The sequence below is a fragment of the Roseateles puraquae genome, assembly GCF_002205845.1.
In the GTDB taxonomy this organism is placed as follows: Bacteria; Pseudomonadota; Gammaproteobacteria; order Burkholderiales; family Burkholderiaceae_C; genus Pelomonas; species Pelomonas puraquae.
The window spans coordinates 19,099-40,966 of the sequence record NZ_NISI01000014.1 but is presented as its reverse complement, the minus strand read 5'-3'; the positions used below and the strand labels follow the sequence as shown (position 1 = coordinate 40,966).

General features: G+C 70.0%; 22 protein-coding genes. 11 read left to right on the top strand and 11 right to left on the bottom strand.

Annotated elements, in window-relative coordinates; all coding sequences use genetic code 11:
- Positions 1–2 precede the first annotated feature (2 nt).
- The 11 genes from CDO81_RS23845 to CDO81_RS23795 all read right to left on the bottom strand — a co-directional run bounded on the left by CDO81_RS23845 (position 3) and on the right by CDO81_RS23795 (position 11,291).
- Positions 3–1,184 carry a phosphoglycerate kinase gene (locus tag CDO81_RS23845; protein WP_088485760.1) on the bottom strand — a complete coding sequence of 394 codons (1,182 nt, stop codon included), beginning with the start codon at positions 1,182–1,184 and terminating at the stop codon, positions 3–5.
- 11 nt (positions 1,185–1,195) lie between these two features.
- Entirely contained in the window at positions 1,196–2,209 is a 1,014-nt protein-coding gene (gap, locus tag CDO81_RS23840; RefSeq protein WP_088485759.1) for a type I glyceraldehyde-3-phosphate dehydrogenase, read from the bottom strand.
- Positions 2,210–2,231: 22 nt separating this feature from the next.
- Positions 2,232–4,244 (bottom strand): transketolase, encoded by a 2,013-nt coding sequence (tkt, locus tag CDO81_RS23835; protein WP_088485758.1) that lies wholly within the window; start codon positions 4,242–4,244, stop codon positions 2,232–2,234.
- 11 nt (positions 4,245–4,255) lie between these two features.
- On the bottom strand, positions 4,256–5,134 hold the full coding sequence (locus CDO81_RS23830; protein ID WP_088485757.1) for a phosphoribulokinase: 879 nt from the start codon (positions 5,132–5,134) through the stop codon (positions 4,256–4,258).
- 24 nt (positions 5,135–5,158) lie between these two features.
- Positions 5,159–6,232: a class 1 fructose-bisphosphatase gene (locus CDO81_RS23825; protein WP_088485756.1), complete on the bottom strand. Its 1,074-nt coding sequence runs from the start codon at positions 6,230–6,232 to the stop codon at positions 5,159–5,161.
- 9 nt (positions 6,233–6,241) lie between these two features.
- A complete protein-coding gene (locus CDO81_RS23820) occupies positions 6,242–6,922 on the bottom strand; it encodes an HAD-IA family hydrolase (RefSeq protein ID WP_088485755.1) in 681 nt (226 codons plus the stop codon).
- Complete coding sequence (rpe, locus tag CDO81_RS23815) at positions 6,919–7,608, bottom strand: ribulose-phosphate 3-epimerase (protein ID WP_088485754.1); 690 nt, start codon at positions 7,606–7,608, stop codon at positions 6,919–6,921. Before rpe ends, CDO81_RS23820 begins: the two co-directional genes overlap by 4 nt.
- Positions 7,605–8,411: an HAD-IA family hydrolase gene (locus tag CDO81_RS23810; protein WP_088485753.1), complete on the bottom strand. Its 807-nt coding sequence runs from the start codon at positions 8,409–8,411 to the stop codon at positions 7,605–7,607. The genes rpe and CDO81_RS23810 overlap by 4 nt, the downstream gene beginning before the upstream one ends.
- Positions 8,401–9,306, bottom strand: a complete 906-nt coding sequence (cbbX, locus tag CDO81_RS23805; RefSeq protein ID WP_088485752.1) for a CbbX protein — start codon at positions 9,304–9,306, stop codon at positions 8,401–8,403. The genes CDO81_RS23810 and cbbX overlap by 11 nt, the downstream gene beginning before the upstream one ends.
- Before the next feature lie 10 nt (positions 9,307–9,316).
- A complete protein-coding gene (locus CDO81_RS23800) occupies positions 9,317–9,736 on the bottom strand; it encodes a ribulose bisphosphate carboxylase small subunit (RefSeq protein ID WP_088485751.1) in 420 nt (139 codons plus the stop codon).
- A gap of 88 nt (positions 9,737–9,824) precedes the next feature.
- Positions 9,825–11,291, bottom strand: a complete 1,467-nt coding sequence (locus CDO81_RS23795) for a form I ribulose bisphosphate carboxylase large subunit (protein WP_088485750.1) — start codon at positions 11,289–11,291, stop codon at positions 9,825–9,827.
- A 102-nt stretch (positions 11,292–11,393) separates the two neighbouring features.
- Here CDO81_RS23795 and CDO81_RS23790 point away from each other — a divergent pair, with 102 nt between their 5' ends.
- The 11 genes from CDO81_RS23790 (at position 11,394) to CDO81_RS23740 (ending at position 21,866) form a co-directional block, all read left to right on the top strand.
- Positions 11,394–12,395, top strand: coding sequence for a LysR family transcriptional regulator (locus CDO81_RS23790; protein WP_088485749.1), 1,002 nt, complete (start codon positions 11,394–11,396; stop codon positions 12,393–12,395).
- Positions 12,392–13,681 carry a DUF3422 family protein gene (locus CDO81_RS23785; RefSeq protein ID WP_088485748.1) on the top strand — a complete coding sequence of 430 codons (1,290 nt, stop codon included), beginning with the start codon at positions 12,392–12,394 and terminating at the stop codon, positions 13,679–13,681. Before CDO81_RS23790 ends, CDO81_RS23785 begins: the two co-directional genes overlap by 4 nt.
- Before the next feature lie 158 nt (positions 13,682–13,839).
- Complete coding sequence (locus CDO81_RS23780; protein ID WP_158218403.1) at positions 13,840–15,423, top strand: methyl-accepting chemotaxis protein; 1,584 nt, start codon at positions 13,840–13,842, stop codon at positions 15,421–15,423.
- Between the two features lie 236 nt (positions 15,424–15,659).
- On the top strand, positions 15,660–16,748 hold the full coding sequence (locus CDO81_RS23775) for a hydrogenase small subunit (protein WP_088485746.1): 1,089 nt from the start codon (positions 15,660–15,662) through the stop codon (positions 16,746–16,748).
- A gap of 17 nt (positions 16,749–16,765) precedes the next feature.
- Positions 16,766–18,622 carry a nickel-dependent hydrogenase large subunit gene (locus CDO81_RS23770; RefSeq protein ID WP_088485745.1) on the top strand — a complete coding sequence of 619 codons (1,857 nt, stop codon included), beginning with the start codon at positions 16,766–16,768 and terminating at the stop codon, positions 18,620–18,622.
- Positions 18,623–18,645: 23 nt separating this feature from the next.
- Positions 18,646–19,257, top strand: coding sequence for a HupE/UreJ family protein (locus tag CDO81_RS23765; RefSeq protein ID WP_088485744.1), 612 nt, complete (start codon positions 18,646–18,648; stop codon positions 19,255–19,257).
- Positions 19,258–19,282: 25 nt separating this feature from the next.
- Positions 19,283–20,017, top strand: coding sequence for a Ni/Fe-hydrogenase, b-type cytochrome subunit (cybH, locus tag CDO81_RS23760; protein ID WP_088485743.1), 735 nt, complete (start codon positions 19,283–19,285; stop codon positions 20,015–20,017).
- Positions 20,018–20,024: 7 nt separating this feature from the next.
- A complete protein-coding gene (locus CDO81_RS23755; RefSeq protein WP_088485742.1) occupies positions 20,025–20,360 on the top strand; it encodes a HigA family addiction module antitoxin in 336 nt (111 codons plus the stop codon).
- A gap of 11 nt (positions 20,361–20,371) precedes the next feature.
- Entirely contained in the window at positions 20,372–21,049 is a 678-nt protein-coding gene (locus tag CDO81_RS23750) for a HyaD/HybD family hydrogenase maturation endopeptidase (protein WP_088485741.1), read from the top strand.
- Between the two features lie 2 nt (positions 21,050–21,051).
- Positions 21,052–21,381 (top strand): HypC/HybG/HupF family hydrogenase formation chaperone, encoded by a 330-nt coding sequence (locus CDO81_RS23745; RefSeq protein WP_088485740.1) that lies wholly within the window; start codon positions 21,052–21,054, stop codon positions 21,379–21,381.
- Positions 21,378–21,866 carry a thioredoxin domain-containing protein gene (locus CDO81_RS23740; protein WP_088485739.1) on the top strand — a complete coding sequence of 163 codons (489 nt, stop codon included), beginning with the start codon at positions 21,378–21,380 and terminating at the stop codon, positions 21,864–21,866. The genes CDO81_RS23745 and CDO81_RS23740 overlap by 4 nt, the downstream gene beginning before the upstream one ends.
- Positions 21,867–21,868 lie beyond the last annotated feature (2 nt).

Sequence of the window (21,868 nt, the reverse complement as noted above, 5' to 3'; positions counted from 1 at the left end):
ATTCAGTTGGCGCGGTCTTCGAGCGCGCGCACGGCGGGCAGGGTCTTGCCTTCCAGGAATTCGAGGAAGGCGCCGCCGGCCGTGGAGACGTAGTCGATGCGGTCGGCCACGTCGAACTGGTTGACGGCGGCCACCGTGTCGCCGCCGCCGGCGATGGAAAAGGCCTTGGAGTTGGCGATGGCCGTGGCCAGCATGCGCGTGCCGTGCGAGAACTTCTCGATCTCGAACACGCCGAGCGGCCCGTTCCAGACGATGGTCTTGCAGGTCTCCAACTCGTCGACGAGGCGGCGCATGGACTGCGGACCGAAGTCGAGGATGAGGTCGCTGCCGCCGACCTCGGCCACCGGCTTGATGGCGGGCAGGGCGGTCTCGGAGACGGCGTCGGCCACGACGACGTCGCTCGGCAGGAAGAGCCGCGCGCCGCGGGCCTTCAGCGTGGCCATCACCTCGCGGGCGGCGTCCACCATGCCGGGCTCGCACAGCGACTTGCCCACCGGCTGGCCGGCCGCCAGCAGGAAGGTGTTGGCCATGCCGCCGCCGACGATCAGCAGCTCCACGCGCTGCGCCAGCGCGTTCAGGATGGCCAGCTTGGTGGACACCTTGGAGCCGCCGACGATGGCCGCCATGGGCCGCTCGGGCGCCGCCAGCGCGCGACCCAGCGCCTGGAGCTCCGACGCCATCAGCGGCCCGGCGCAGGCCTCGCCGGCCAGCCGGGCCAGGGCCTCGGTGGTGGCTTCGGCGCGGTGGGCGGTGCCGAAGGCATCGTTCACATAGACGTCGCAGAGCGCGGCCATGCGGTGGGCCAGCTCGCGCGAATTCGCCTTCTCGCCGGGGTTGGCGCGGCAGTTCTCCAGCATCACCACCGCGCCGGGCGCCACGTCGAAGGGCTGGTCGAGCCAGTCGGTGACCAGTGGCACGGGTGTGCGCAGCAGATGCGCCAGCCGCTCGGCGACGGGGCGCAGCGAGTCACGCGCTTCGAGCCTGCCTTCCGCGGGCCGGCCCAGGTGGGAGGTCACCATCACGCGGGCGCCCTGCTGCAGCGCCTGCTGGATGCCGGGCAGGCTGGCGCGGATGCGGGTGTCATCGGCCACGCGGCCGGCGGCGTCCAGCGGCACGTTGAGGTCGCAGCGGATGAAGACGCGCTGGCCGCGCAGGTTGATCTCGTGGAGAGTCTTGAAGGCCATGCCGCGCCTCCTCAGGCGCGGGACATGGCAAGGGCCGTGTCGAGCATGCGGTTGGAGAAGCCCCACTCGTTGTCGTACCAGGCACAGACCTTGACGAGGCGGCCACTGGCCACCTTGGTGCAGCTGGCGTCGACGATGCTGGAGCGCGCATCGTGGTTGAAGTCCACCGACACCAGCGGTTCGTCGCTGTAGCCGAGGATGCCCTGCAGCGGGCCGGCGAAGGCCGCCTCGCGCAGCAGGCCGTTGACCTCCTCGACCGTCGTGTCGCGCCCGGCGGTGAACACGAGATCCACCATCGAGACATTGATCGTCGGCACCCGCACCGCGAAGCCGTCCAGCCGCCCGGCCAGTTCGGGCAACACTAGGCCCACTGCGGCGGCGGCGCCGGTCTTGGTCGGGATCATGGACTGCGTGGCCGAGCGGGCGCGGCGCAGGTCCTCGTGATAGACGTCGGTCAGCACCTGGTCATTCGTGTAGCTGTGGATGGTGGTCATCAGGCCGTGCGCGATGCCGACGCCCGCGTGCAGCACCCGGGCCACGGGTGCCAGGCAGTTGGTGGTGCAGGAGGCGTTGGAGACGACGCGGTGCTCGGCCTTCAGCACGCCGTGGTTGACGCCATAGACGATGGTGGCGTCCACGTCGGCACCGCCGGGCGCGCTGATCAGCACCTGCTTCGCGCCGGCCGCCAGGTGGGCGCCGGCCTTGGCCTTGCTGGTGAACAGGCCGGTGCATTCCATGACGAGGTCCACGCCCATGTCACGCCACGGCAGCTCGGCGGGGTTGCGAATGGAGGTGACGCGGATGCGCCGGCCGTCCACGACGAGGTGCTCGCCCTCGCAGGACACCGGCAGGCCGAAGCGGCCGTGGGCCGTGTCGTGGCGGGTCAGGTGGGCGTTGACGCGGGCGTCGCCCAGGTCGTTGATGGCGACGATGTCGATCTCGTGCGTGCGCTGGGTCTCGAACAGCGCGCGCAGCACGTTGCGGCCGATGCGGCCATAGCCGTTGATGGCGATGCGGAGGGTCAAGGGAATGTCTCTCGGGTTGTCGTTATGAAAGCAGGGCGCGGGCACGCGCGGCCACGGCCTCGGCGGTGAGGCCGAACAGCGGGAACAGCTCGCCGGCCGGGGCGGATTCGCCGAAGCGGTCGATGCCGACCACGTCGCCGTTCTCGCCGACGTACTTCCACCACAGGCCGGTGCTGCCGGCCTCGATGGCCAGGCGGGGCAGGTGGCGGGGGATGACGTCAGCACGCCAGGCGGCGTCCTGGCGGTCGAACACATCCAGGCAGGGCAGGGACACGACGCGGGCCGGGATGCCGGCCTCGGCGAGCAGCGGGGCCGCTGCCAGTGCGAGGCCGACCTCAGAGCCGCTGGCCAGCAGCGCGACGCGCTCGCCTTCGGGCCGGCGCAGCACGTAGCCGCCGCGGGCGATGTCGTCCAGGCGCGCGCGGCCGTCGCCGGCATGCGGCAGGGCCTGGCGCGACAGCAGCAGCGCGCTGGGCCCGTCCAGCCGGCGCATGGACTCGCGCCAGGCCACGGCCGTTTCGGTCGCGTCGGCGGGGCGCCAGACGTCCAGGCCGGGGATCAGCCGCAGGCTGCTGGCATGTTCCACCGGCTGGTGGGTGGGGCCGTCCTCGCCCAGGCCGATGGAATCGTGGGTGTAGACGTGCACGACCGGCAGCTTCATCAGTGCCGCCATGCGAACGCCGTTGCGGGCGTAGTCCGAGAAGGCCAGGAAGGTGCCACCGAAGGGCCGGTAGCCGCCGTGCAGGGCCAGGCCGTTCATAACGGCCGCCATGCCGAACTCGCGCACGCCGTAGTGCACGTGGTTGCCGGTACCGGTGCCCTTCAGCGCGCGGTGACCCTTCCAGTCCGTGAGGTTGGAGCCGGTCAGGTCGGCCGAGCCGCCCAGCAGCTCGGGGGTCGCGGGGCCGAGGTCCTGCAGCACGTCCTGCGAAGCCTTGCGGGTGGCGACGGCCACCGCCTTGGTTTCTGCCGTGGCGCAGGCGTGGGCCAGCGCTTCTTCCGTCTCGGGCGTCAGCGGTGCGTGGCGGTCGCAGCGGCGCAGCAGCTCGCGGGCGAGGTCGGGGTAGGCGAGGGCATAGGCGGACAGGCGTTGCCGCCAGGCGCCGTTCAGCGCCGCGCCGCGCTCGCGGGCCGACCAGGCCTGCTGCACGTCGGCCGGCACCACGAAGGGCGCGGCCGTCCAGCCCAGCGCCGCGCGGGTCAGCGCGATCTCGTCGGCGCCCAGGGCCTCGCCGTGGACCTTGGCCGTGCCGGCGCGGTTGGGCGAGCCCTTGCCGATGGTGGTGCGGCAGCAGATCAGCACCGGCTTGTCGGACTGGTGGGCTGCGGCGATGGCGCGGTCCAGCGCGTCGAAGTCGTGGCCGTCCACTTCGCGCAGCACCGTCCAGCCATAGGCCTCGAAGCGGCCCGGCGTGTCGTCGCCGAACCAGCCCTTCACGTCGCCGTCGATGGAGATGCCGTTGTCGTCGTAGAAGGCGATGAGCTTGTTCAGCCGCCAGGTGCCGGCCAGCGAGCAGACCTCGTGGCTGATGCCTTCCATCAGGCAGCCGTCGCCCAGGAAGGCATAGGTGCGGTGGTTGACGACCTCGTGGCCGGGGCGGTTGAACTCGTCGGCCAGCAGCTTCTCGGCCAGCGCCATGCCCACCGCGTTGGCGATGCCCTGGCCCAGCGGACCGGTGGTGGTCTCGACACCCGGCGTCATGCCGAACTCGGGGTGGCCGGGGGTCTTGCTGTGCAGCTGGCGGAAGCGCTTCAGCTCGTCCATGGGCAGCTCGTAGCCGCTCAGGTGCAGCAGCGCGTAGAGCAGCATGGAGCCGTGGCCGTTGGACAGCACGAAGCGGTCGCGGTCCAGCCAGGCCGGGTCGGCCGGGTCGTGGCGCAGGTGGTGGCGCCACAGGGCCTCGGCGATGTCAGCCATGCCCATCGGCATGCCGGGGTGGCCGGAGTGGGCGGCCTGCACGGCGTCGACGGCCAGCATGCGCAGCGCGTTGGCGCAGCTCTGGCGCAGGGTGCGGGTGGGGAGGTCGTTCTTCATCGCACGCTCCCTCACGCGGCCAGCAGGTTGCGACGGCGCTCCACCAGCCGCATGATCATCGGCGTGAAGATCAGCTGCATGGCCAGCTCCATCTTGCCGCCCGGCACCACCAGCGTGTTGGCGCGCGACATCCAGGAGTCGTGCAGCATGCTGAGCAGGTAGGGGAAGTCGAAGCCGCGCGGGTTGGCGAAGCGGATGACGACCAGGCTTTCGTCCGCCGTCGGGATGGTGCGGGCGATGAAGGGGTCCGACGTGTCCACCACCGGCACGCGCTGGAAGTTGATGTGGGTGCGCGTGAACTGCGGGCAGATGTAGTGCACGTACTCGTGCATGCGGCGCAGGATGACGTCGGTGACGGCCTCGGTGGAGTAGCCGCGCGTGCTGCGGTCGCGGTGGATCTTCTGGATCCATTCCAGGTTGATGACGGGCACGACGCCGATCAACAGGTCCACGAAGCGGGCCACGTCCACCTTGTCGGTGGTCACGCCGCCGTGCAGGCCCTCGTAGAACAGCAGGTCGCTCCTGGGCAGCGGCTCCCAGGCGGTGAAGGTGCCAGGGGGCTGCTGGTAGGGCGCGGCCTCCTCGTCGTTGTGCAGGTATTTGCGGCTCTGGCCGGTGCCGGTCTCGCCGTAGCTGCGGAACAGCTCCTGCAGTTCGCCGAAGAGGTTGGCGTCTTCGCCGAAATGGCTGAAGTGGGGCTGGTCGTTCTTCTCGGCCTCGGCCATGGCAGCCTTCATGGCCTGGCGATCATGGCGATGGAAGCTGTCGCCCTCGATGACGGCGGCGGCCACGCCCTCGCGGCGGAAGATGTTCTCGAAGGTGCGCGTCACCGAGGTGGTGCCGGCGCCGGACGAGCCGGTGATGGCGATGATGGGATGCTTGGCGGACATGGGGTTCCCCGTCGGGTTGCTGGATCAGGCGTTGGCGGCGAACAGGCCGCGCCGGCCGAAGAGGGGCGAGTCGTAGCTCTGGCCGGGTTCCTCGGCGTGGTATTTCTCGATGCGCGCCACTTCCTGCGCCGAGCCGAAGACGAAGCCGATGCGCTGGTGCAGCGCGTCGGGCTGCACGTCCATCAGCCGGCTGCGGCCGGTGCTGGCGCGGCCGCCGGCCTGCTCGATGAGGAAGGAGATCGGGCTGGCCTCGTAGAGCAGGCGCAGGCGGCCGGCCTTGGACGGGTCCTTGCTGTCGCGCGGGTAGAGGAAGACGCCGCCGCGCATCAGGATGCGGTGGGTCTCGGCCACCAGCGACGCGATCCAGCGCATGTTGAAGTCATGCCCGCGCGGGCCGGCCTTGCCGGCCATGCACTCGTCGACATAGCGCTTCACGGCCGGCTCCCAGAAGCGGCTGTTGGACGCATTGATGGCGAACTCGCTGGTCTTCTCGGGCAGCTTCAGGTCGGGGTGGCTGAGCACCCATTCGCCCAGCTGCGGGTCCAGCGTGAAGGCGTGCGTGCCGCGGCCCAGCGTCAGCACCAGCATGGTGGAGGGGCCGTAGATGGCGTAGCCGGCGCAGACCTGTTGGGTGCCGGGCTGCAGGAAGTCCGCCGGCTGCGGGTCCTCGCCCGGCGTGGCCGCGCGCAGCACCGAGAAGATGCTGCCGACCGACACGTTGACGTCGATGTTGGAGGAGCCGTCCAGCGGGTCGAACAGCAGCAGGTATTTGCCGCGCGGGTGCTGGGACGGCAGCGCATACGGCGCTTCCAGTTCCTCGGACAACATGCCAGCGCTGTGTCCACCCCATTCGGCGGCGCGCAGGAACATGTCGTTGGCAAGCACGTCCAGCGTCTTCTGGTCTTCGCCCTGCACATTGCCCGTGCCGGCGCTGCCCAGCACGTCGGCCAGCGCCCCGTAGGCCACCTTGCGAGCGATGGCCTTGCAGGCCAGCGACACGTCGGTGATCAGCGCGTTGAGGTCGCCGGTGGCGTCCGGGTGGCGGCGGCGCTCCTCGATGAGGAACTGGGTGAGGGTGGAACGTCCTCCGGTGGGCATGCTTGTCTCCTATTGAATGGATTCGGTGTCGGGCTGCAGGCGGGCGATGAGGTCGCGCGGCGTGTCCAGGCGCCAGATGTCGCCGACCAGCACGGCCGGCGGCTCGCCGTAGCCCCAGCTCACCCAGGCCGCGCGGCAGCCGGCAGCGCGGGCGGCGCGCAGGTCGGCGGAGCCGTCGCCCACCATCAGCAGCTCGGCCGTGGGCAGGCCCAGTCGCTGCGCCGCCTGCTCGATCAGCAGCGGCGAGGGCTTGCGCTGCGCCGGGGTGTCGGCGCCGTGGACGGCCGAGAAAAACGCCAGCAGTCCGGCGGCTTCCAGCACGGCGCGTGCCAGCGGCGTGGGCTTGTTGGTGACGACCACCAGCGGGTAGACGTCGCTCAGCGCCCGCAGCAGGTCGGCCATGCCGGGAAAGGGCGTGCCCTGCGCGGCCGGGTCCTGCAGCGTGACTTCGTCGAAGTCGCGGCGCAGCCGCCAGGCCAGCGTCGCGGGCGCCACGCCGTCCAGGTCGGAGGCGCGCAGTGCGCGCTGGATGAGGGCGTCCGGACCGTCGCCGATCCAGCCGCGCACGGTGGCGAGGTCGAAGCGCGCCAGGCCCGCGTTCATCAGCGCGGCATTCAGCGCGAGGGCGACGCCGGCGGCGCTGTCCACCAGCGTGCCGTCGAGGTCGAAGGCGATGGCCTGGAGGTTCATGCCTTGCCTCCAGCGGCTTCATCGCGCAGGGCAGCGATGCTGTGGCGGTAGTCGCCGCCGGTGAACACGGCCGAGCCGGCGACCACCGTGTCGGCACCGGCCGCCACGACGCGGCGGATGTTGCGGGCGTTGACGCCGCCATCCACCTCCAGCCAGATGTCGCGGCCGCTGGCGTCAATGCGTTTGCGCAGCAGCTCGATCTTGGGCAGGCTGCTCTCGATGAAGGCCTGGCCGCCGAAGCCCGGGTTGACCGACATCAGCAGCACCAGATCCAGCCGGTCCATCACATGGTCGATGAGGTGCAGAGGTGTGGCCGGGTTCAGCGCCAGGCCGGCCTTCATGCCGAGCGAGCGGATCAGCTGCAGCGTGCGGTCCACATGCAGGCTTGCCTCGGGGTGGAAGGTGATGAGGGACGCGCCAGCCTCGGCGAACATCGGGATCAGCGCGTCCACTGGCTGCACCATCAGGTGCACGTCGATGGGCACGGGCCGGCCGTCGGCCGTCTGGCAGTGCGGGCGGATGGCTTGGCACACCATGGGGCCCACCGTCAGGTTGGGCACGTAGTGGTTGTCCATCACGTCGAAATGGATGAGGTCCGCGCCGGCGGCGATGACGGCGCGCACCTCCTCGCCCAGGCGGGCGAAATCGGCGGACAGCAGGCTGGGAGCGATGCGCAGGGAGGTCATGTCGTCAGGCCTCGATAGAGTGCTTGAAGGGGTGTGAGGGCGGGCGGTGGGCTGGCGCGGGCGCAGAGTTCGTCGAAGCGCAGCCAGCCGGCGGTGTGGAGCTGGCAGCCGGGCTCGCCGGCAAGAGGGGCGTCGGGCTCGCCCAGGCCGGGCAACACCAGGGCGGCGGCGCCGAACTCGCCGCCCTCGGTCCAGAAGGTCGGTGTCACCAGCGTCCACAGGCCGGCGCCAGTGGCGGAGCGCAGGCCGTTGACGGAGTCCTCCAGCGCCACGGCCTGCTCGGGCTGCAGGCCCAGCGTGGCCAAGGCGAGCCGGTAGATGTCGGGCGCGGGCTTCTTGGCGCGCACCTGGTCGCCGCAGGCGATGACGCTGAACAGGTCCAGCCCGCGCGGGCCCAGCGTGCTGGCCAGCAGCGCGTGGATGTTCGCGGCGGTCGTCGTGCTGGCGATGGCGAGGCGGCAGCCGGCGTGCAGGGCCTCGTCGATGAGGCGGGCCACGCCCGCGCGCAGGCCCAAGCCGCCGTCCTGCACGGCGGCCGTGTAGAAGCGCGTCTTCTCGGCATGCAGAGCCGGCACCAGGCTGCGCAGCCGTGCGCGTTCGGCGGGTGACACAGCCAGCGTGTCGATGTAGCTGGCGATGCGCTCCTTGCCGCCGGTTACCTCCAGCAAATGGCGGTAGTCGGCGCGGTTCCAGGTCCAACCCAGGCGATGGCGCTCGAAGGCCAGGTTGAAGGCCACGCGGTGGGCCTCCTCGGTGTCGGCCAGCGTGCCGTCCACGTCGAAGATCAGGGCTTCAATCGCCATGGCGGTCTCCTGTCGGCGCGAACACGCGACTGGCCAGCACGTCCTCGGCCCGCAGCGTGCACAGCTGGTCGCGTGTGAGCGCCGAATCGGCGGTGAACAGCCGTGTGGCGTGGCGCAGGCGGATGCGGTCCAGCGCGTTGCGGATGGAGCGGGCGTTGGCGAAGTGGGGCTGCTGGCGGCGCAGGCCCACGTAGCGGGCGAAGGCGGGTTCGGCCGCGTCGTCGAAGCGGTAGTTCAGCTGCCCCAGCATCAGCTGCGCGATCTGCATCAGCTCGGCCTCGCTGTAGTCGGGGAAGTCGATGTGGTGGGCGATGCGCGAGGCCATCCCGGGGTTGCTGGAGAAGAAGGTGTCCATGCGGTCCCGATAGCCGGCCAGGATGACGACGAGGTCGTCACGATGGTTTTCCATCACCTGCAGCAGGATCTCGATGGACTCCTGCCCGTAGTCGCGCTCGTTCTCGGGCTTGTAGAGGTAGTAGGCCTCGTCGATGAAGAGCACGCCGCCCATGGCCTTCTTGATGACCTCGCGCGTCTTGGGCGCCGTGTGGCCGATGAACTGGCCGACGAGGTCGTCGCGGGTGACGGCAACGAGGTGGCCCTTGCGCACGTAGCCGAGCTGCTTGAGCACGGCGGCCATGCGCAGGGCCACCGTCGTCTTGCCGGTGCCGGGGTTGCCGGTGAAGCACATGTGCAACGAGGGCGGCGTGGACTGCAACCCCTGGGCCGCCCGCAGCTTGTCGATGAGCAGCAGGGCCGCGATGTCGCGGATGCGGCCCTTCACCGGCGCAAGGCCGATCAGCTCGCGGTCGAGCTGGTCCAGCACCTCGCGCACGCCCGAGGATTCGAGCAGGGCGGCCGGGGTCTGGTCGACAGGGGGTGTGGTCAGGGCAGTCATCGCGGTGGCCTCAGTAGCGGGCACCCTCGGCGGCGCGCTGCACCGAGTAGCTCTCGATGGCGTAGCGCACCGTCCGGCCCGGCTCCTCCGTGCGGATCAGCCGGAAGCCCGGCTCGGCCGCCGGCCGGTTGACGATGAAGGACAGCACGACCGACTCCGTGCCGTGCGTGGAGTCGAAGGCACTCAGCCGGATGTAGTGGCTGGGAAAACTCTTGCGGGCGCTCTTGAGTTCCAGCATCACGCCGGCCGCGTCGCCGATGTCGAACATCGGGTTGCCGAACATCTCCCAGTAGGTGTTGCGGGGGTGCGGGTCGTCGGTGTACTCGATGCCGATGGCCCAGCCGCGGGCCAGGCAGTGATCGATCTGCTTGACGATCTGCGCGTCGCTGAGGTCGGGGAGGAAGGAGAAAGTGCCTTGGGTGATTCGCATGGTGTGCGCTCCTGGTGTGTCGGGGCGAGCGCCGCCCGCGCTGGCCGCGAATCTGCGCGGCCACGCTGGCGACTTGGGGATGGAAAGGTCAGGCCACCGAGGCGGTGGGCACGTAGTCCGAGGTGTCGGTCGACGTGTAGTTGAAGGTGATGTCGCCCCAGGTATCGAGGGCTGCAGCCAGTGGGCTGCACCACTTGGCTGCGTCACGCAGGATCTGCGGGCCTTCGTTGGCGATGTCGCGGCCCTCGTTGCGGGCCAGCACCATGGCTTCGAGTGCCACGCGGTTGGCCGTGGCACCAGCCTGGATGCCCTGCGGGTGGCCGATGGTGCCGCCGCCGAACTGCAGCACGACGTCGTCGCCGAACAGATCGATGAGCTGATGCATCTGGCCGGCGTGGATGCCGCCGGAGGCCACGGGCATGACCTTCTTGATCGCGCCCCAGTCCTGGTCGAAGTACACGCCGCGCGGCAGGTCGATGGCCGTGTGCGTGTCACGGCAGATGTTGTAGTAGCCCTGCACGGTCAGCGGGTCGCCCTCGAGCTTGCCGACGGCGGTGCCCGCATGGATGTGGTCCACGCCGACCAGGCGCATCCACTTGGCGATGACGCGGAAGCTCACGCCGTGGTTCTTCTGGCGCGTGTAGGTGCCGTGGCCTGCGCGGTGCAGGTGCAGGATCATGTCGTTCTGGCGGCACCAGTGGCTCAAGCTCTGGATGCCCGTGTAGCCCACGACGAGGTCCACCATGATGATGACCGAGCCCAGCGACTTGGCGAACTCGGCGCGGCGGTACATCTCCTCCATCGTGCCGGCGGTCACGTTGAGGTAGCTGCCCTTGACCTCGCCGGTGGCGGCGCTGGCCTTGTTGACGGCGTCCATCACGAACAGGAAGCGGTCGCGCCAGTGCATGAAGGGCTGCGAGTTGATGTTCTCGTCGTCCTTCATGAAGTCCAGGCCGCCCTTCAGGCCTTCGTACACGACGCGGCCGTAGTTCCGGCCCGACAAGCCCAGCTTGGGTTTGGTCGTGGCGCCAAGCAGCGGGCGGCCGAACTTGTCCAGGCGTTCGCGCTCGACGACGATGCCGGTCGGCGGGCCGGCAAAGGTCTTGACGTAGGCGACCGGGAACTTCATGTCCTCCAGCCGTGCGGCCTTCAAGGGCTTGAAGCTGAACACGTTGCCGATGACGGAAGCCGCGACGTTCGTGATGGAGCCCTCCTCGAACAAGCTCAGGTCGTAGGCGACGTAGCAGAAGTACTGGCCCGGGTTGTTGGGCACCGGATCGACTCGGTAGGCCTTGGCGCGGTACATGTCGCAGGCGGTCAGGCGATCGGTCCAGACCACCGTCCAAGTCGCGGTGCTGGACTCGCCGGCCACGGCGGCGGCGGCCTCGATGGGGTCCACGCCATCCTGGGGCGTGATGCGGAACAGGGCCAGGATGTCGGTGTCCTTGGGCACGTAGTCGGCGTCCCAGTAGCCCATCTGGGCGTACTTGAGGACTCCGGCGGAATAACGCTTCTTCGCGTCGGTGATCTGCGTGGCTTCTGACATGTTGCCCATGGGCACTCTCCTTGCTGCGGTCGGTGGCGATGGACGCGAATGTAGGGACGCGAATACATTCGTAATAGTTAATTCTTTTACGTCAATCATTGGCTTTGACTGATGTTGAAAAACGCCACCTTCCGCCAGCTCGCGGCCTTCCATGCGGTGGCCCGGCTGGGCAGCGTCTCGCGTGCCGCGGGCGAGCTGCACCTGACCCAACCGGCCGTGTCCATCCAGCTCAAGCTGCTGGAGGAAAGTGCCGGCGCACCCCTGCTGGAGCGCCAGGGGCGTGGCATCCGCCTGAGTGCGGCCGGCGAGGTGATGGCCGACTACGCGGCGCGCATCCTCGACCTCTGGCGCGAGGCCGGCGACGAGATGGCGGCCCAGCGCGGGCAGTTCTCCGGCACGCTGCGCGTGGGCGCCGTGACCACGGCCGAGTACCTGCTGCCGCCGCTGCTGGTGGCCTTCGCGGCCGAGCACCCGGACGTGAAGGTCAAGCTGCGGGTGGGCAACCGCGACGAGATCGTCGCCATGCTCGGGGGCCAGGAGGTGGACATCGCCATCATGGGCCGCCCGCCCGGTGAGCTGAAGACGACGTCGGCGGCTTTCGCCAAGCATCCGATGGCCTTCCTTGCGTCGCCGAAGCACCCGTTGATGGCTCAGCGCGACCTGACGCTGGCGGACCTGCACAGCGCCAACCTGCTGGTGCGCGAGCGCGGCTCGGGCACGCGCACGACGCTGGAGCGCCTGTACAAGGACGCGGGGCTGCCGCTGCGCATCGGCTCCGAGATGTCCAGCAACGAGGCGATCAAGCAGATGTGCGCGGCGGGCTTCGGCGCGGCGTTCCTGTCGCTGCACACCTGCGGGCTGGAGCTGCAGGCCGGGCTGCTGGCACTGCTGCCCATGGCCGGCAACCCGCTGGACCGGGAGTGGCACGTCATGCACCTGGCCACGCGCCGGCTCCCGCAGGTGGCGTCGGCCTTCAAGCAGTTCCTGGCCGACGACGGGCAGCGTCTCATCCTTGAGCAACTGCGCACGGGCGCTGCCACCCCCGGCGTGACATCCCGCGCACCGCGTTCCAGAACGGCGCAGGCACGCAATGTGCGGCAGAAGGGGGCATGAACCTCCAGCCCTCCATGCAAACCCTGGCGCTGCCGCGCGAGCTGCCGCAGCGCCAGCGCCTGGCCGATGAACTGCACGCCCGCCCCTTCGAGACGCTGGCCAGTCCGGGGCGGGTGCTGTCCATCGCCACGCTGCGCACCGGCGCTGCGCAGGACGCGCAGTGGCTGGCCCACCTCACCGAGCTGGAGCCCTCACTCGCCGCCAGCGGAGCGACACACCTGCGCCTGCAGTGGCGTGGCCTGCGCATCAAGTGGGAGCGGCACACGGAGTTCTTCAGCCTGAGCCTCTTTTGCGAAGGCGGGGAGGGCGGCGCCTTCGACACGGCCTGGCTGGACGTGTTGCCCGATGGCTGGCTGGAACGGTTGCCCGGCGAGATGGTGTCGGCCACGCTGGTAGCCCTGGTGCCCTGCGCGGGCGAGCCGCCGCATGTGCGCGAGGTGGCGCCGTTGTTCGGCAGCGAGCCGGTGGTGGGCAACCGCATCGCCGACGGCGCCGCGACCGTGGTGACGGACCTGCGTGCCGTGGACGGCGTGACACGCTTCCTGGTGTTCGACCACGCGCTCAACCGCCGCCGCGCTGGCCGCACCGCGCAGCGGCTGGTGGAGATCGACACCTACCGCATGATGGCCTTGCTGAGCCTGCCGCTGGCCGCGCGCCGCATGGGCGAGCTGGGCGCCGAGGAGGCGCAGCTGGCCTCGCTGATGGAGCGCTTTCGCGGCGCGGCCGACGGTGACGAAGCCCTGCTGGGCGAGCTGGTGAGCCTGGCTGCCCGAGTGGAGCATGCGCTGGCCGACCACGGCGCGCGCTTCTCGGCGACAAGAGCCTACGGCGGCATCGTGGACCGCCGCATGGCCGAGCTGCGCGAGGCGGTGGTGCCGGGGCTGCAGCCGCTGTCGGAGTTCCTGGACCGGCGCTTCCGCCCGGCCGTCGAGAGCTGTGCGGCCACGGCGGCGCGTCAGGCGGAGCTGTCCAAGCGCATCGCCCGCGCCGCCCAGCTGCTGCAGACGCGCTCGGAGGTCGAGCGCGAGCGCCAGAACCAGTCGCTGCTCGCGTCGCTGGACCGCCGCCAGGGCATGCAGCTGCGGCTGCAGGAGATGGTGGAGGGCCTGTCCGTCATCGCGATGAGCTACTACGGCGTGGGCCTGGCGGCCTATGCCCTCAAGCCGTTGGCCAAGGCGGTGGGTGCCAACGAGGCCTGGGTCATCGGCGCCCTGGTGCCCGTCGTGGGCCTGGCGGTCATGTGGAACCTGCGGCGTCTGCGGCGCCATCTCGCACAGGCGCACTGACGCTGGAAGCCAGCCTTCCGGTGGCGCTGCCACTCCGGCACGGCGATGACCGGTGTTGTTGAACTTGTGGCCCGGCAGGGCGTGCGGATGTCACGCCAGGGGTGCAGGCGCAGAGCTTGCAGGGCGCCAGGCACAACAACAGCTCTGGAGACATCCTCTTGCCTCAACTCTTGCAGGCTGCGGCCGCCGGCGCGCCCATCGTCACCGTCACCGATGCGCAGGGCCGCATCACCTATGCCAACTCCGCCTTCCAGCGCGCCTCCGGGCTGGCGGTGGACCAGGCGGTGGGCGCGCCGCACAGCGTGGTGCGCCACCCCGAGATGCCGGCGCGCGTGTTCGCCGACCTCTGGGCCTCGCTGCGCCGCGGCCAGCCCTGGACGGGCCTGATCCGCAACCGCCACCGCGACGGGCGCGACTACTGGGTGCAGGCCAACGTCATCCCGGCGCGGCGCGGCGACGAGGCCATCGGCTACACCTCCATCCAGTTGCCGCCGTCGCGCGACGAGATCGAGCGTGCCGAAGCGGTCTACCGCGCCTGGCAGGCCGGCCATGGCAGCGGCCACCAGATCCGCCAGGGCCGCATCGTGGAGACCGGCTGGACGGCTTGGATGCGCGCCCTGCGCAACCCGCTGGACCTGCCGGTGCAGCGCCGCGTGCAGGGCTCGGCCGGGCTGCTGGCGATGTTGTTCGCGGCGGGTGTGGGCGGTGCGCTGGCGCCGCAGGTCGTCGCCGGCCTGCTCGCGGGCCTGGGTGGCTGGCAGGCCTGGGCCGTGGCGGGCGGGCTGCTCGGCATCGTGGCCTCGGGCGCGATTGCCGTGTACTTCCAGGGGCGCATCGTGACGCCGCTGCGTGCGTCGTGTGATGCCGCCACAGCGATTGCCGGCGGGGACATCCATCGCCCCTTCGACGACAGCCCGCAGGCCGGCGAGCTGCGCGACCTGAACCGCGCGCTGAATCAGCTCGTCGCCAAGATGGCCGCCGTGCTGCGCGACGCGCACGACCACTCGGTGCAGGTCGGCGAGCAGGTGGCCGGCCTGGCCGACGGCGCCGAGCGGCTGGCCGTGCGCTCGGCCGAGCAGTCGGGCGACGTGGGCGACGTGGCCCAGCACACCGCGGCCATCGACGGGCTGAGCACGGGCACGGCGGAGTCGGCCCGGCTGGCCCACGAGATGTCGCAGCTGGCCACGGCTCAGGCGGACGAGGCCTGTGCCATCGCCCGCACGCTGCAGGCGTCCATGCAGGACATCTCGGCCTTCGGCGAGCGCATCGGCGAGATCAGTGGCCGCATCGACGGCATCTCGGTGCAGACCGGCATCCTGGCGCTGAACGCCGCGGCCGCGGCCAGCCGGGACCGGGAGCTGGGGCGCACCTTCGCCGTCGTGGCCGCCGAGGTCCGCTCGCTGGCCCGCGGCAGCGGCGAGGCGGCCCAGCAGATCCGCGCGCTGAGTGGTGAGTCGCGCGACAAGACCGAGGCCGGCCTGCGCCTGGCGCAGGCCATGGCCGACAAGGTCGATGGCGCCGCGCAGCGTATCCGCGCCCTGGGCGAGCAGGTGGCACAGATCCGCCAGGCGGCCCAGGCCCAATCCGAGGGCGTGCAGCAGATCAACGACCGCCTGCGCGCGCTGGACGGCTCCACCCGACTCAATGCCACGCTGGCCCGCGACAGCGTGGACGCCAGCGCCCAGGCTCGCCAGGAAACGGCGCGGCTGCAGGCGGCCATAGGCGTCTGGCATCTCGATTGAGGTCGGCTGCAAGCGCGGCTTCCAGTGCGTCGAGCCGACTGGAAGCGTCGCTTGCACGGACCTCGCGACGCGTCGCCGAGGCCCTTTTTTTAGTTGAGGCAGATCAAGGACTTGCAGCGCCCGTTCGGTGTTTTCCCTGGACGCCCCGGAACTGGCGCGCGACTTGTAAGAAGAACGTCACCCGCCGAGGAGCGGCCCAACGACAAGGCCTGATGAGGCCAAGGAGACAAGCCCAGATGGAAACCTTCTACGAGGTCATGCGCCGGCAAGGCATCTCGCGCCGCAGCCTGCTGAAGTACTGCTCGCTCACCGCCACATCGCTGGGCCTGGGCCCGGCCTTCGTGCCGCAGATCGCCCACGCGATGGAAACCAAGCCGCGCACGCCGGTGCTGTGGCTGCACGGGCTGGAGTGCACCTGCTGCTCCGAGTCCTTCATCCGCTCCGCGCACCCGCTCGCCAAGGACGTGGTGCTTTCGATGATCTCGCTCGACTACGACGACACGCTGATGGCCGCCGCCGGCCACCAGGCCGAGGCCATCCTCGAAGAGATCATGACGAAGTACAAGGGCAACTACATCCTGGCCGTGGAGGGCAACCCGCCGCTGAACCAGGACGGCATGAGCTGCATCATCGGCGGCAAGCCCTTCATCGACCAGCTCAAGCACGTCGCCAAGGACGCCAAGGCCATCATCAGCTGGGGCAGCTGCGCCAGCTGGGGCTGCGTGCAGGCCGCCAAGCCCAACCCGACGCAGGCGACGCCGGTGCACAAGGTCATCTTCGACAAGCCCATCATCAAGGTGCCGGGCTGCCCGCCCATCGCCGAGGTCATGACGGGCGTCATCACCTACATGCTGACCTTCGACCGCATCCCCGAGCTGGACCGCCAGGGCCGGCCGAAGATGTTCTACAGCCAGCGCATCCACGACAAGTGCTACCGCCGGCCCCACTTCGACGCCGGCCAGTTCGTCGAGGCCTTCGACGACGAATCTGCGCGCAAGGGCTACTGCCTCTACAAGGTCGGCTGCAAGGGCCCGACGACCTACAACGCTTGCTCCACGGTGCAGTGGAACGAGGGCACGAGCTTCCCGATCAAGGCCGGTCATGGCTGCATCGGCTGCTCCGAGGACGGCTTCTGGGACAAGGGCTCGTTCTACAACCGCCTGACCGACATCCACCAGTTCGGCATCGAGGCCAACGCCGACAAGGTGGGTGGCACGGCGGCCGGTGTGGTTGGCGCCGCCGCGGTGGCCCACGCCGCGGCCTCGGCCATCAAGCGCGCCTCGCAGAAGCGCGAACAGAACAACGACACGACCTCCAAGGTCTGAGGCGGAGACGACACGACATGGGTGCTTACGAAACTCAAGGCTTCAAGATGGACAACTCGGGGCGGCGCATCGTCGTCGACCCGGTGACCCGCATCGAAGGCCACATGCGCTGCGAGGTCAACGTCGACAGCAACAACGTCATCCGCAACGCCGTCTCCACCGGCACGATGTGGCGCGGCCTGGAGGTCATCCTCAAGGGCCGCGACCCGCGCGATGCCTGGGCGTTCGTGGAGCGCATCTGCGGCGTGTGCACGGGCTGCCACGCGCTGACCTCGGTGCGCGCCGTGGAGGATGCGCTGGGCATCACCATCCCCAAGAACGCCTACCTGATCCGCGAGATCATGGCCAAGACGCTGCAGGTGCACGACCACGCCGTGCACTTCTATCACCTGCATGCGCTGGACTGGGTGGACGTGGTGTCGGCCCTGAAGGCCGACCCCAAGAAGACCAGCGAGCTGCAGCAGCTGGTGTCGCCCTCCCACCCGCTGTCGTCGCCGGGCTACTTCCGCGACATCCAGAACCGGCTGAAGAAGTTCGTCGAGAGCGGCCAACTGGGCCCCTTCATGAACGGCTACTGGGGCAACAAGGCCTACGTGCTGCCGCCCGAGGCCAACCTGATGGCCGTGACCCACTACCTGGAGGCGCTGGACCTGCAGAAGGAATGGGTCAAGGTGCACACCATCTTCGGCGGCAAGAACCCGCACCCGAACTACCTGGTGGGCGGTGTGCCCTGCGCGATCAACATCGACGGCAACGGCGCCGCCGGTGCGCCGATCAACATGGAGCGCCTGAACTTCGTCGAGGCCCGCATCCGGGAAATGATCGAGTTCAACAACAACGTCTACATCCCGGACGTGCTGGCCATCGGCACGATCTACAAGCAGGCCGGCTGGCTGCACGGCGGCGGCCTGTCGGCCACCAACGTGATGGACTACGGCACCTACGAGAAGGTGATGGGCCAGGCTGGCACCCAGCAGCTGCCGGGCGGCGCCATCATCGGCGGCAACTGGGACGAGATCCTGCCCGTGGACCCGCGCGACCCCGAGCAGGTGCAGGAGTTCGTGGCCCACAGTTGGTACAAGTACGCCGACGAGAGCAAGGGCCTGCACCCGTGGGACGGCGTCACGGAGCCCAACTACCAGCTCGGTGCCAACACCAAGGGCACGCGCACCGACATCAAGGAGCTGGACGAGAGCGCCAAGTACTCGTGGATCAAGTCGCCGCGCTGGCGCGGCCATGCGGTGGAGGTGGGGCCGCTGTCGCGCTACATCCTCGGCTACGCCCACGCGCTCAAGGGCCACAAGTACTCGCAGCGCGTGAAGGAGCAGGTCGAAAGCTCGGCGCGCGCGATCAACACCGACATCCCCAAGGCCCTGGGCCTGCCGACGACGAACTACACGGCCAAGCAGCTGCTGCCCACCACCATCGGCCGCACGCTGGCTCGGGCACTGGAGTCGCAGTACTGCGGCGAAATGATGCTGGAGGACTACAAGGAGCTGGTCGCCAACATCAAGGCCGGCGACCTCACCACCGCCAACGTCGAGAAGTGGGACCCGTCCACCTGGCCCAAGGAGGCCAAGGGCGTGGGCACGGTGGCCGCACCGCGCGGCGCGCTGGGCCACTGGATCAGGATCAAGGACGGCCGCATCGAGAACTACCAGTGCGTGGTGCCCACCACCTGGAACGGCTCGCCGCGCGACACCAAGGGCCAGATCGGCGCCTTCGAGGCCAGCCTCATGAACACGCCCATGGTCAACCCCGAGCAGCCGGTGGAGATCCTGCGCACCCTGCACTCCTTCGACCCCTGCCTGGCCTGCTCCACGCACGTGATGAGCCCCGACGGTCAGGAACTCACCACCGTCAAGGTGCGCTGAACCCCACAAGAACAGGAGACAACATGACACGCTTCAACTCGCTGGCCCGCCGCGGCGGCCTGGCCACGCTGGCCCTGCTCGCGGCAGGCGCCGCGCAGGCCCACCCCGGCCACGACACGACCAGCCTCGTCGACGGCCTGGTTCACCCCTTCACGGGCTTCGACCACCTGCTGGCCATGGTGGCCGTGGGCCTGTGGTCGGCGGCCGCGCTGCCGGCCGGCCGGCGCGTCGCCGGCCCCGCCGCCTTCCTGACGATGCTGCTGCTGGGCGCGGCGCTGCCGCAGTTCGGCCTGCAGCTGCCGGGGCTGGAAGCCGGTGTCGCGCTGAGCGTGACGGCGCTGGCCGGGCTGATGATCGCAGCCCGCTCGCCCGCGCTGCGCCTTCCGGTGCCGGCCGGCCTGGCCCTGGTCGGCGTCGCTGCGCTGCTGCACGGCCTGGCGCACGGCGCCGAGCTGGGCGCGGGCCAGTCCTTCGCGGGCTATGCCGTCGGCTTCATGACCGCCTCGGCCCTGCTGCACGGCGCGGGCCTGGCGGTGGGCGGCTGGCTGCTGCAGGCCGGCCAAACCTGGGCCTGGCGCGCCACGGCCGGGCTGGTGGGCTTCAGCGGCCTGGCCCTGCTGGCCGGGCGCCTCTGAGCCGGCCGCCACAGGAGGGCAACCCATGTCCAACACCACCACCCACCACGGCCTCAGCCGTGAGGACATCACCAACGCGAGCGAGGTCGCCGCGGCGCGCTCGATCAAGTCGGTCTATGTCTACGAGGCGCCGGTGCGCATCTGGCACTGGATCAATGCGCTGGCCATCACGGTGCTGGCCCTGACGGGCTACTTCATCGGCTCGCCCCTGCCCACCCAGCCGGGTGAGGCCAGCGCCAACTACCTGATGGGCTATATCCGCTTCGCCCACTTCGCTGCTGGCTATCTGCTGGCGGTGGGGCTCATCGGCCGCCTCTACTGGGCGCTGGTGGGCAACCACCACGCCCGGGAGCTCTTCTGGGTTCCGCTGTTCCAGCGCGCCTACTGGACCGAGGTGTGGGGGATGATGAAGTGGTATGCCTTCATCGCCGCCCGGCCGGGGCGCTACGTGGGCCACAACCCGCTGGCGCGCTTCGCGATGTTCTTCGGCTTCTTCCTGCTGACGCTCTTCATGATCGTCACCGGCTTCGCGCTCTACGCGGAGGGCGCGCAGATGGGGTCGTGGCAGGAGCGGCTGTTCGGCTGGGTCATCCCGCTGTTCGGCCAGTCGCAGGACGTGCACACCTGGCACCACGTCGGCATGTGGGCGCTGATCTGCTTCATCATCCTGCACATCTACGCCGCTATCCGCGAAGACATCATGGGCCGCTCCAGCGTCGTGAGCACCATGATCTCCGGCCACCGCACGTTCAAAGACTGAACCCGCGATGAGCTTCGTGCAGCGCACCGGTCAACACCTGCGGCACCCGCCCGCCGGCGTGCCGGTGCGCCTGCCGCCCCATCCAGGCCGTTTCCTGCAGCGCCACTACCTGGCGCCGCTGGCGATGAACCAGAGTGACGCCGCACGCCGCCTGGGCATGTCGCGCCGCCGCCTGCATGAACTGGTGCACGGCCAGCGCGCCGTGTCGCCCGACACCGCGCTGCGCTGCGCCCTGGTCTTCGGCAGCGACGCCGCCTTCCTGCTGGCCATGCAGTCCGCCTGGGACAGCTTCCACGCCTGGAAGCAGATGCGCGCGCAGTCGCGCCTCCTCCCCCAACCCTGAATCGTTTCGTGATGGACCCGCTACGCCCCATTTCGCCTGCGAGCACCTGTCACCCCGGCGGTGACAGCCTGGAGTCCATCTGCGTGCTCGGCATCGGCAACGTGCTGTGGGCCGACGAGGGCTTCGGCGTGCGCTGCATCGAGGCTCTGCAGCAGCGCTACGAGTTCGCGCCGCATGTGCAGCTCATCGACGGCGGCACGCAGGGCCTCTACCTCGTGCAGCATGTGCAGCAGGCCGACCGCCTGCTGATCTTCGATGCCATCGACTACGGCCTCGCACCCGGCGAGCTCAAGCTCGTGCTCAACGAGGACGTGCCCCGCTTCATGGGCGCCAAGAAGATGAGCCTGCACCAGACCGGCTTCCAGGAGGTGCTGATGCTGGCCCTGCTGACCGAGAAGTACCCCAAGGAGGTGCTGCTGATCGGCTGCCAGCCCCAGGAGATCGAGGACTACGGTGGCAGCCTGCGCCCGGTCGTCAAGCAGGCGCTGGAAGACGCGCTGGCCCTCGGGCTGGACGCATTGCGCGACTGGGGTGCCCAGCCCACGCCGCGCCAGCGGCCGCTCAGCGACGTCGAGACGGTGACCTTCGCCGAGCTGGCCCTGGGCCGCTATGAGGCGGAGCGCCCGCCCGAAGACCTCGCCTGCCGCAGCGGCGACGAGCGCTTCATGCCCGTGCGCGAGGCGGGCTGACCATGTGCATCGGCATTCCCATGCAGGTGTTCGAGCTGGAGCCGGGCCACGCGGTCTGCCTGGGCCGCGGCGAGCGCCGCCGCGTGCGCACGGCCCTCGTCGGTGAGCCGGCGCCGGGCGACTGGCTGCTGGTGTTCCTGGACAGCGCCCAGGAACGCATCACCGCCAAGCGCGCCGCCGAGGTCAACGCCACGCTGGACCTGCTGGCCGCCGTGCAGGCGGGCGAGGGCGGCGGGGCCGACGCCGCCTTCGCGCTGCCCTCGCAACTCAGCGCCCACGAACTGCTGGCCCTGACCGGCGCCAACAACCCCACGATGGAGACGACGACATGAGCACCGAATCCTTGCTGAGCCTGCCCGTGCAGGCGCCGCAATCCCGCCCCGACACCTCGCCCCTGGTCACCCGCCTGGCCGAGTCCTGCGGCGCCACCTGGGTGGACGGCGACAGCATCGACGCCTGGGCCGCCCAGGGCGGCGACCGCGTCGTGCTGTTCGCGGGCGATGCGGTGCGCTTCCCCGAAGGCCAGGACGTGGCCGTCGTGCTGCCCGAGCTGCAACGCTGCCTGCCCGGCCGCTTCCAGATCGGCGTCGTGCAGCGCCATCAGGAAGAGGCGCTGGCCCGCCGCTTCGGCTCGCAGCGCTGGCCCACGCTGCTCTTCCTGCGTGACGGCCAGTACGTCACCACGCTGTCGGGCATGCACGACTGGGAGGACTTCCTGCGCCTGACCGAGGAGGCTCTTGCCGCCCCCGTCTCGCGGGCGCCCACCATCGGCATCCCCCTCGTCAGCGCTGCCGCCAACGACAGCAGCTGCCACTGACC

Excerpts from the sequence above, each read along its gene's own strand:
- CDO81_RS23845 (WP_088485760.1), bottom strand. The coding sequence starts at position 1,184 with ATGGCCTTCAAGACTCTCCACGAGATCAACCTGCGCGGCCAGCGCGTC.
- tkt (WP_088485758.1), bottom strand. The coding sequence starts at position 4,244 with ATGAAGAACGACCTCCCCACCCGCACCCTGCGCCAGAGCTGCGCCAAC.
- CDO81_RS23830 (WP_088485757.1), bottom strand. The coding sequence starts at position 5,134 with ATGTCCGCCAAGCATCCCATCATCGCCATCACCGGCTCGTCCGGCGCC.
- CDO81_RS23825 (WP_088485756.1), bottom strand. The coding sequence starts at position 6,232 with ATGCCCACCGGAGGACGTTCCACCCTCACCCAGTTCCTCATCGAGGAG.
- CDO81_RS23820 (WP_088485755.1), bottom strand. The coding sequence starts at position 6,922 with ATGAACCTCCAGGCCATCGCCTTCGACCTCGACGGCACGCTGGTGGAC.
- rpe (WP_088485754.1), bottom strand. The coding sequence starts at position 7,608 with ATGACCTCCCTGCGCATCGCTCCCAGCCTGCTGTCCGCCGATTTCGCC.
- CDO81_RS23810 (WP_088485753.1), bottom strand. The coding sequence starts at position 8,411 with ATGGCGATTGAAGCCCTGATCTTCGACGTGGACGGCACGCTGGCCGAC.
- cbbX (WP_088485752.1), bottom strand. The coding sequence starts at position 9,306 with ATGACTGCCCTGACCACACCCCCTGTCGACCAGACCCCGGCCGCCCTG.
- CDO81_RS23800 (WP_088485751.1), bottom strand. The coding sequence starts at position 9,736 with ATGCGAATCACCCAAGGCACTTTCTCCTTCCTCCCCGACCTCAGCGAC.
- CDO81_RS23795 (WP_088485750.1), bottom strand. The coding sequence starts at position 11,291 with ATGGGCAACATGTCAGAAGCCACGCAGATCACCGACGCGAAGAAGCGT.
- CDO81_RS23790 (WP_088485749.1), top strand. The coding sequence starts at position 11,394 with ATGTTGAAAAACGCCACCTTCCGCCAGCTCGCGGCCTTCCATGCGGTG.
- CDO81_RS23785 (WP_088485748.1), top strand. The coding sequence starts at position 12,392 with ATGAACCTCCAGCCCTCCATGCAAACCCTGGCGCTGCCGCGCGAGCTG.
- CDO81_RS23775 (WP_088485746.1), top strand. The coding sequence starts at position 15,660 with ATGGAAACCTTCTACGAGGTCATGCGCCGGCAAGGCATCTCGCGCCGC.
- CDO81_RS23770 (WP_088485745.1), top strand. The coding sequence starts at position 16,766 with ATGGGTGCTTACGAAACTCAAGGCTTCAAGATGGACAACTCGGGGCGG.
- CDO81_RS23765 (WP_088485744.1), top strand. The coding sequence starts at position 18,646 with ATGACACGCTTCAACTCGCTGGCCCGCCGCGGCGGCCTGGCCACGCTG.
- cybH (WP_088485743.1), top strand. The coding sequence starts at position 19,283 with ATGTCCAACACCACCACCCACCACGGCCTCAGCCGTGAGGACATCACC.
- CDO81_RS23755 (WP_088485742.1), top strand. The coding sequence starts at position 20,025 with ATGAGCTTCGTGCAGCGCACCGGTCAACACCTGCGGCACCCGCCCGCC.
- CDO81_RS23750 (WP_088485741.1), top strand. The coding sequence starts at position 20,372 with ATGGACCCGCTACGCCCCATTTCGCCTGCGAGCACCTGTCACCCCGGC.
- CDO81_RS23745 (WP_088485740.1), top strand. The coding sequence starts at position 21,052 with ATGTGCATCGGCATTCCCATGCAGGTGTTCGAGCTGGAGCCGGGCCAC.
- CDO81_RS23740 (WP_088485739.1), top strand. The coding sequence starts at position 21,378 with ATGAGCACCGAATCCTTGCTGAGCCTGCCCGTGCAGGCGCCGCAATCC.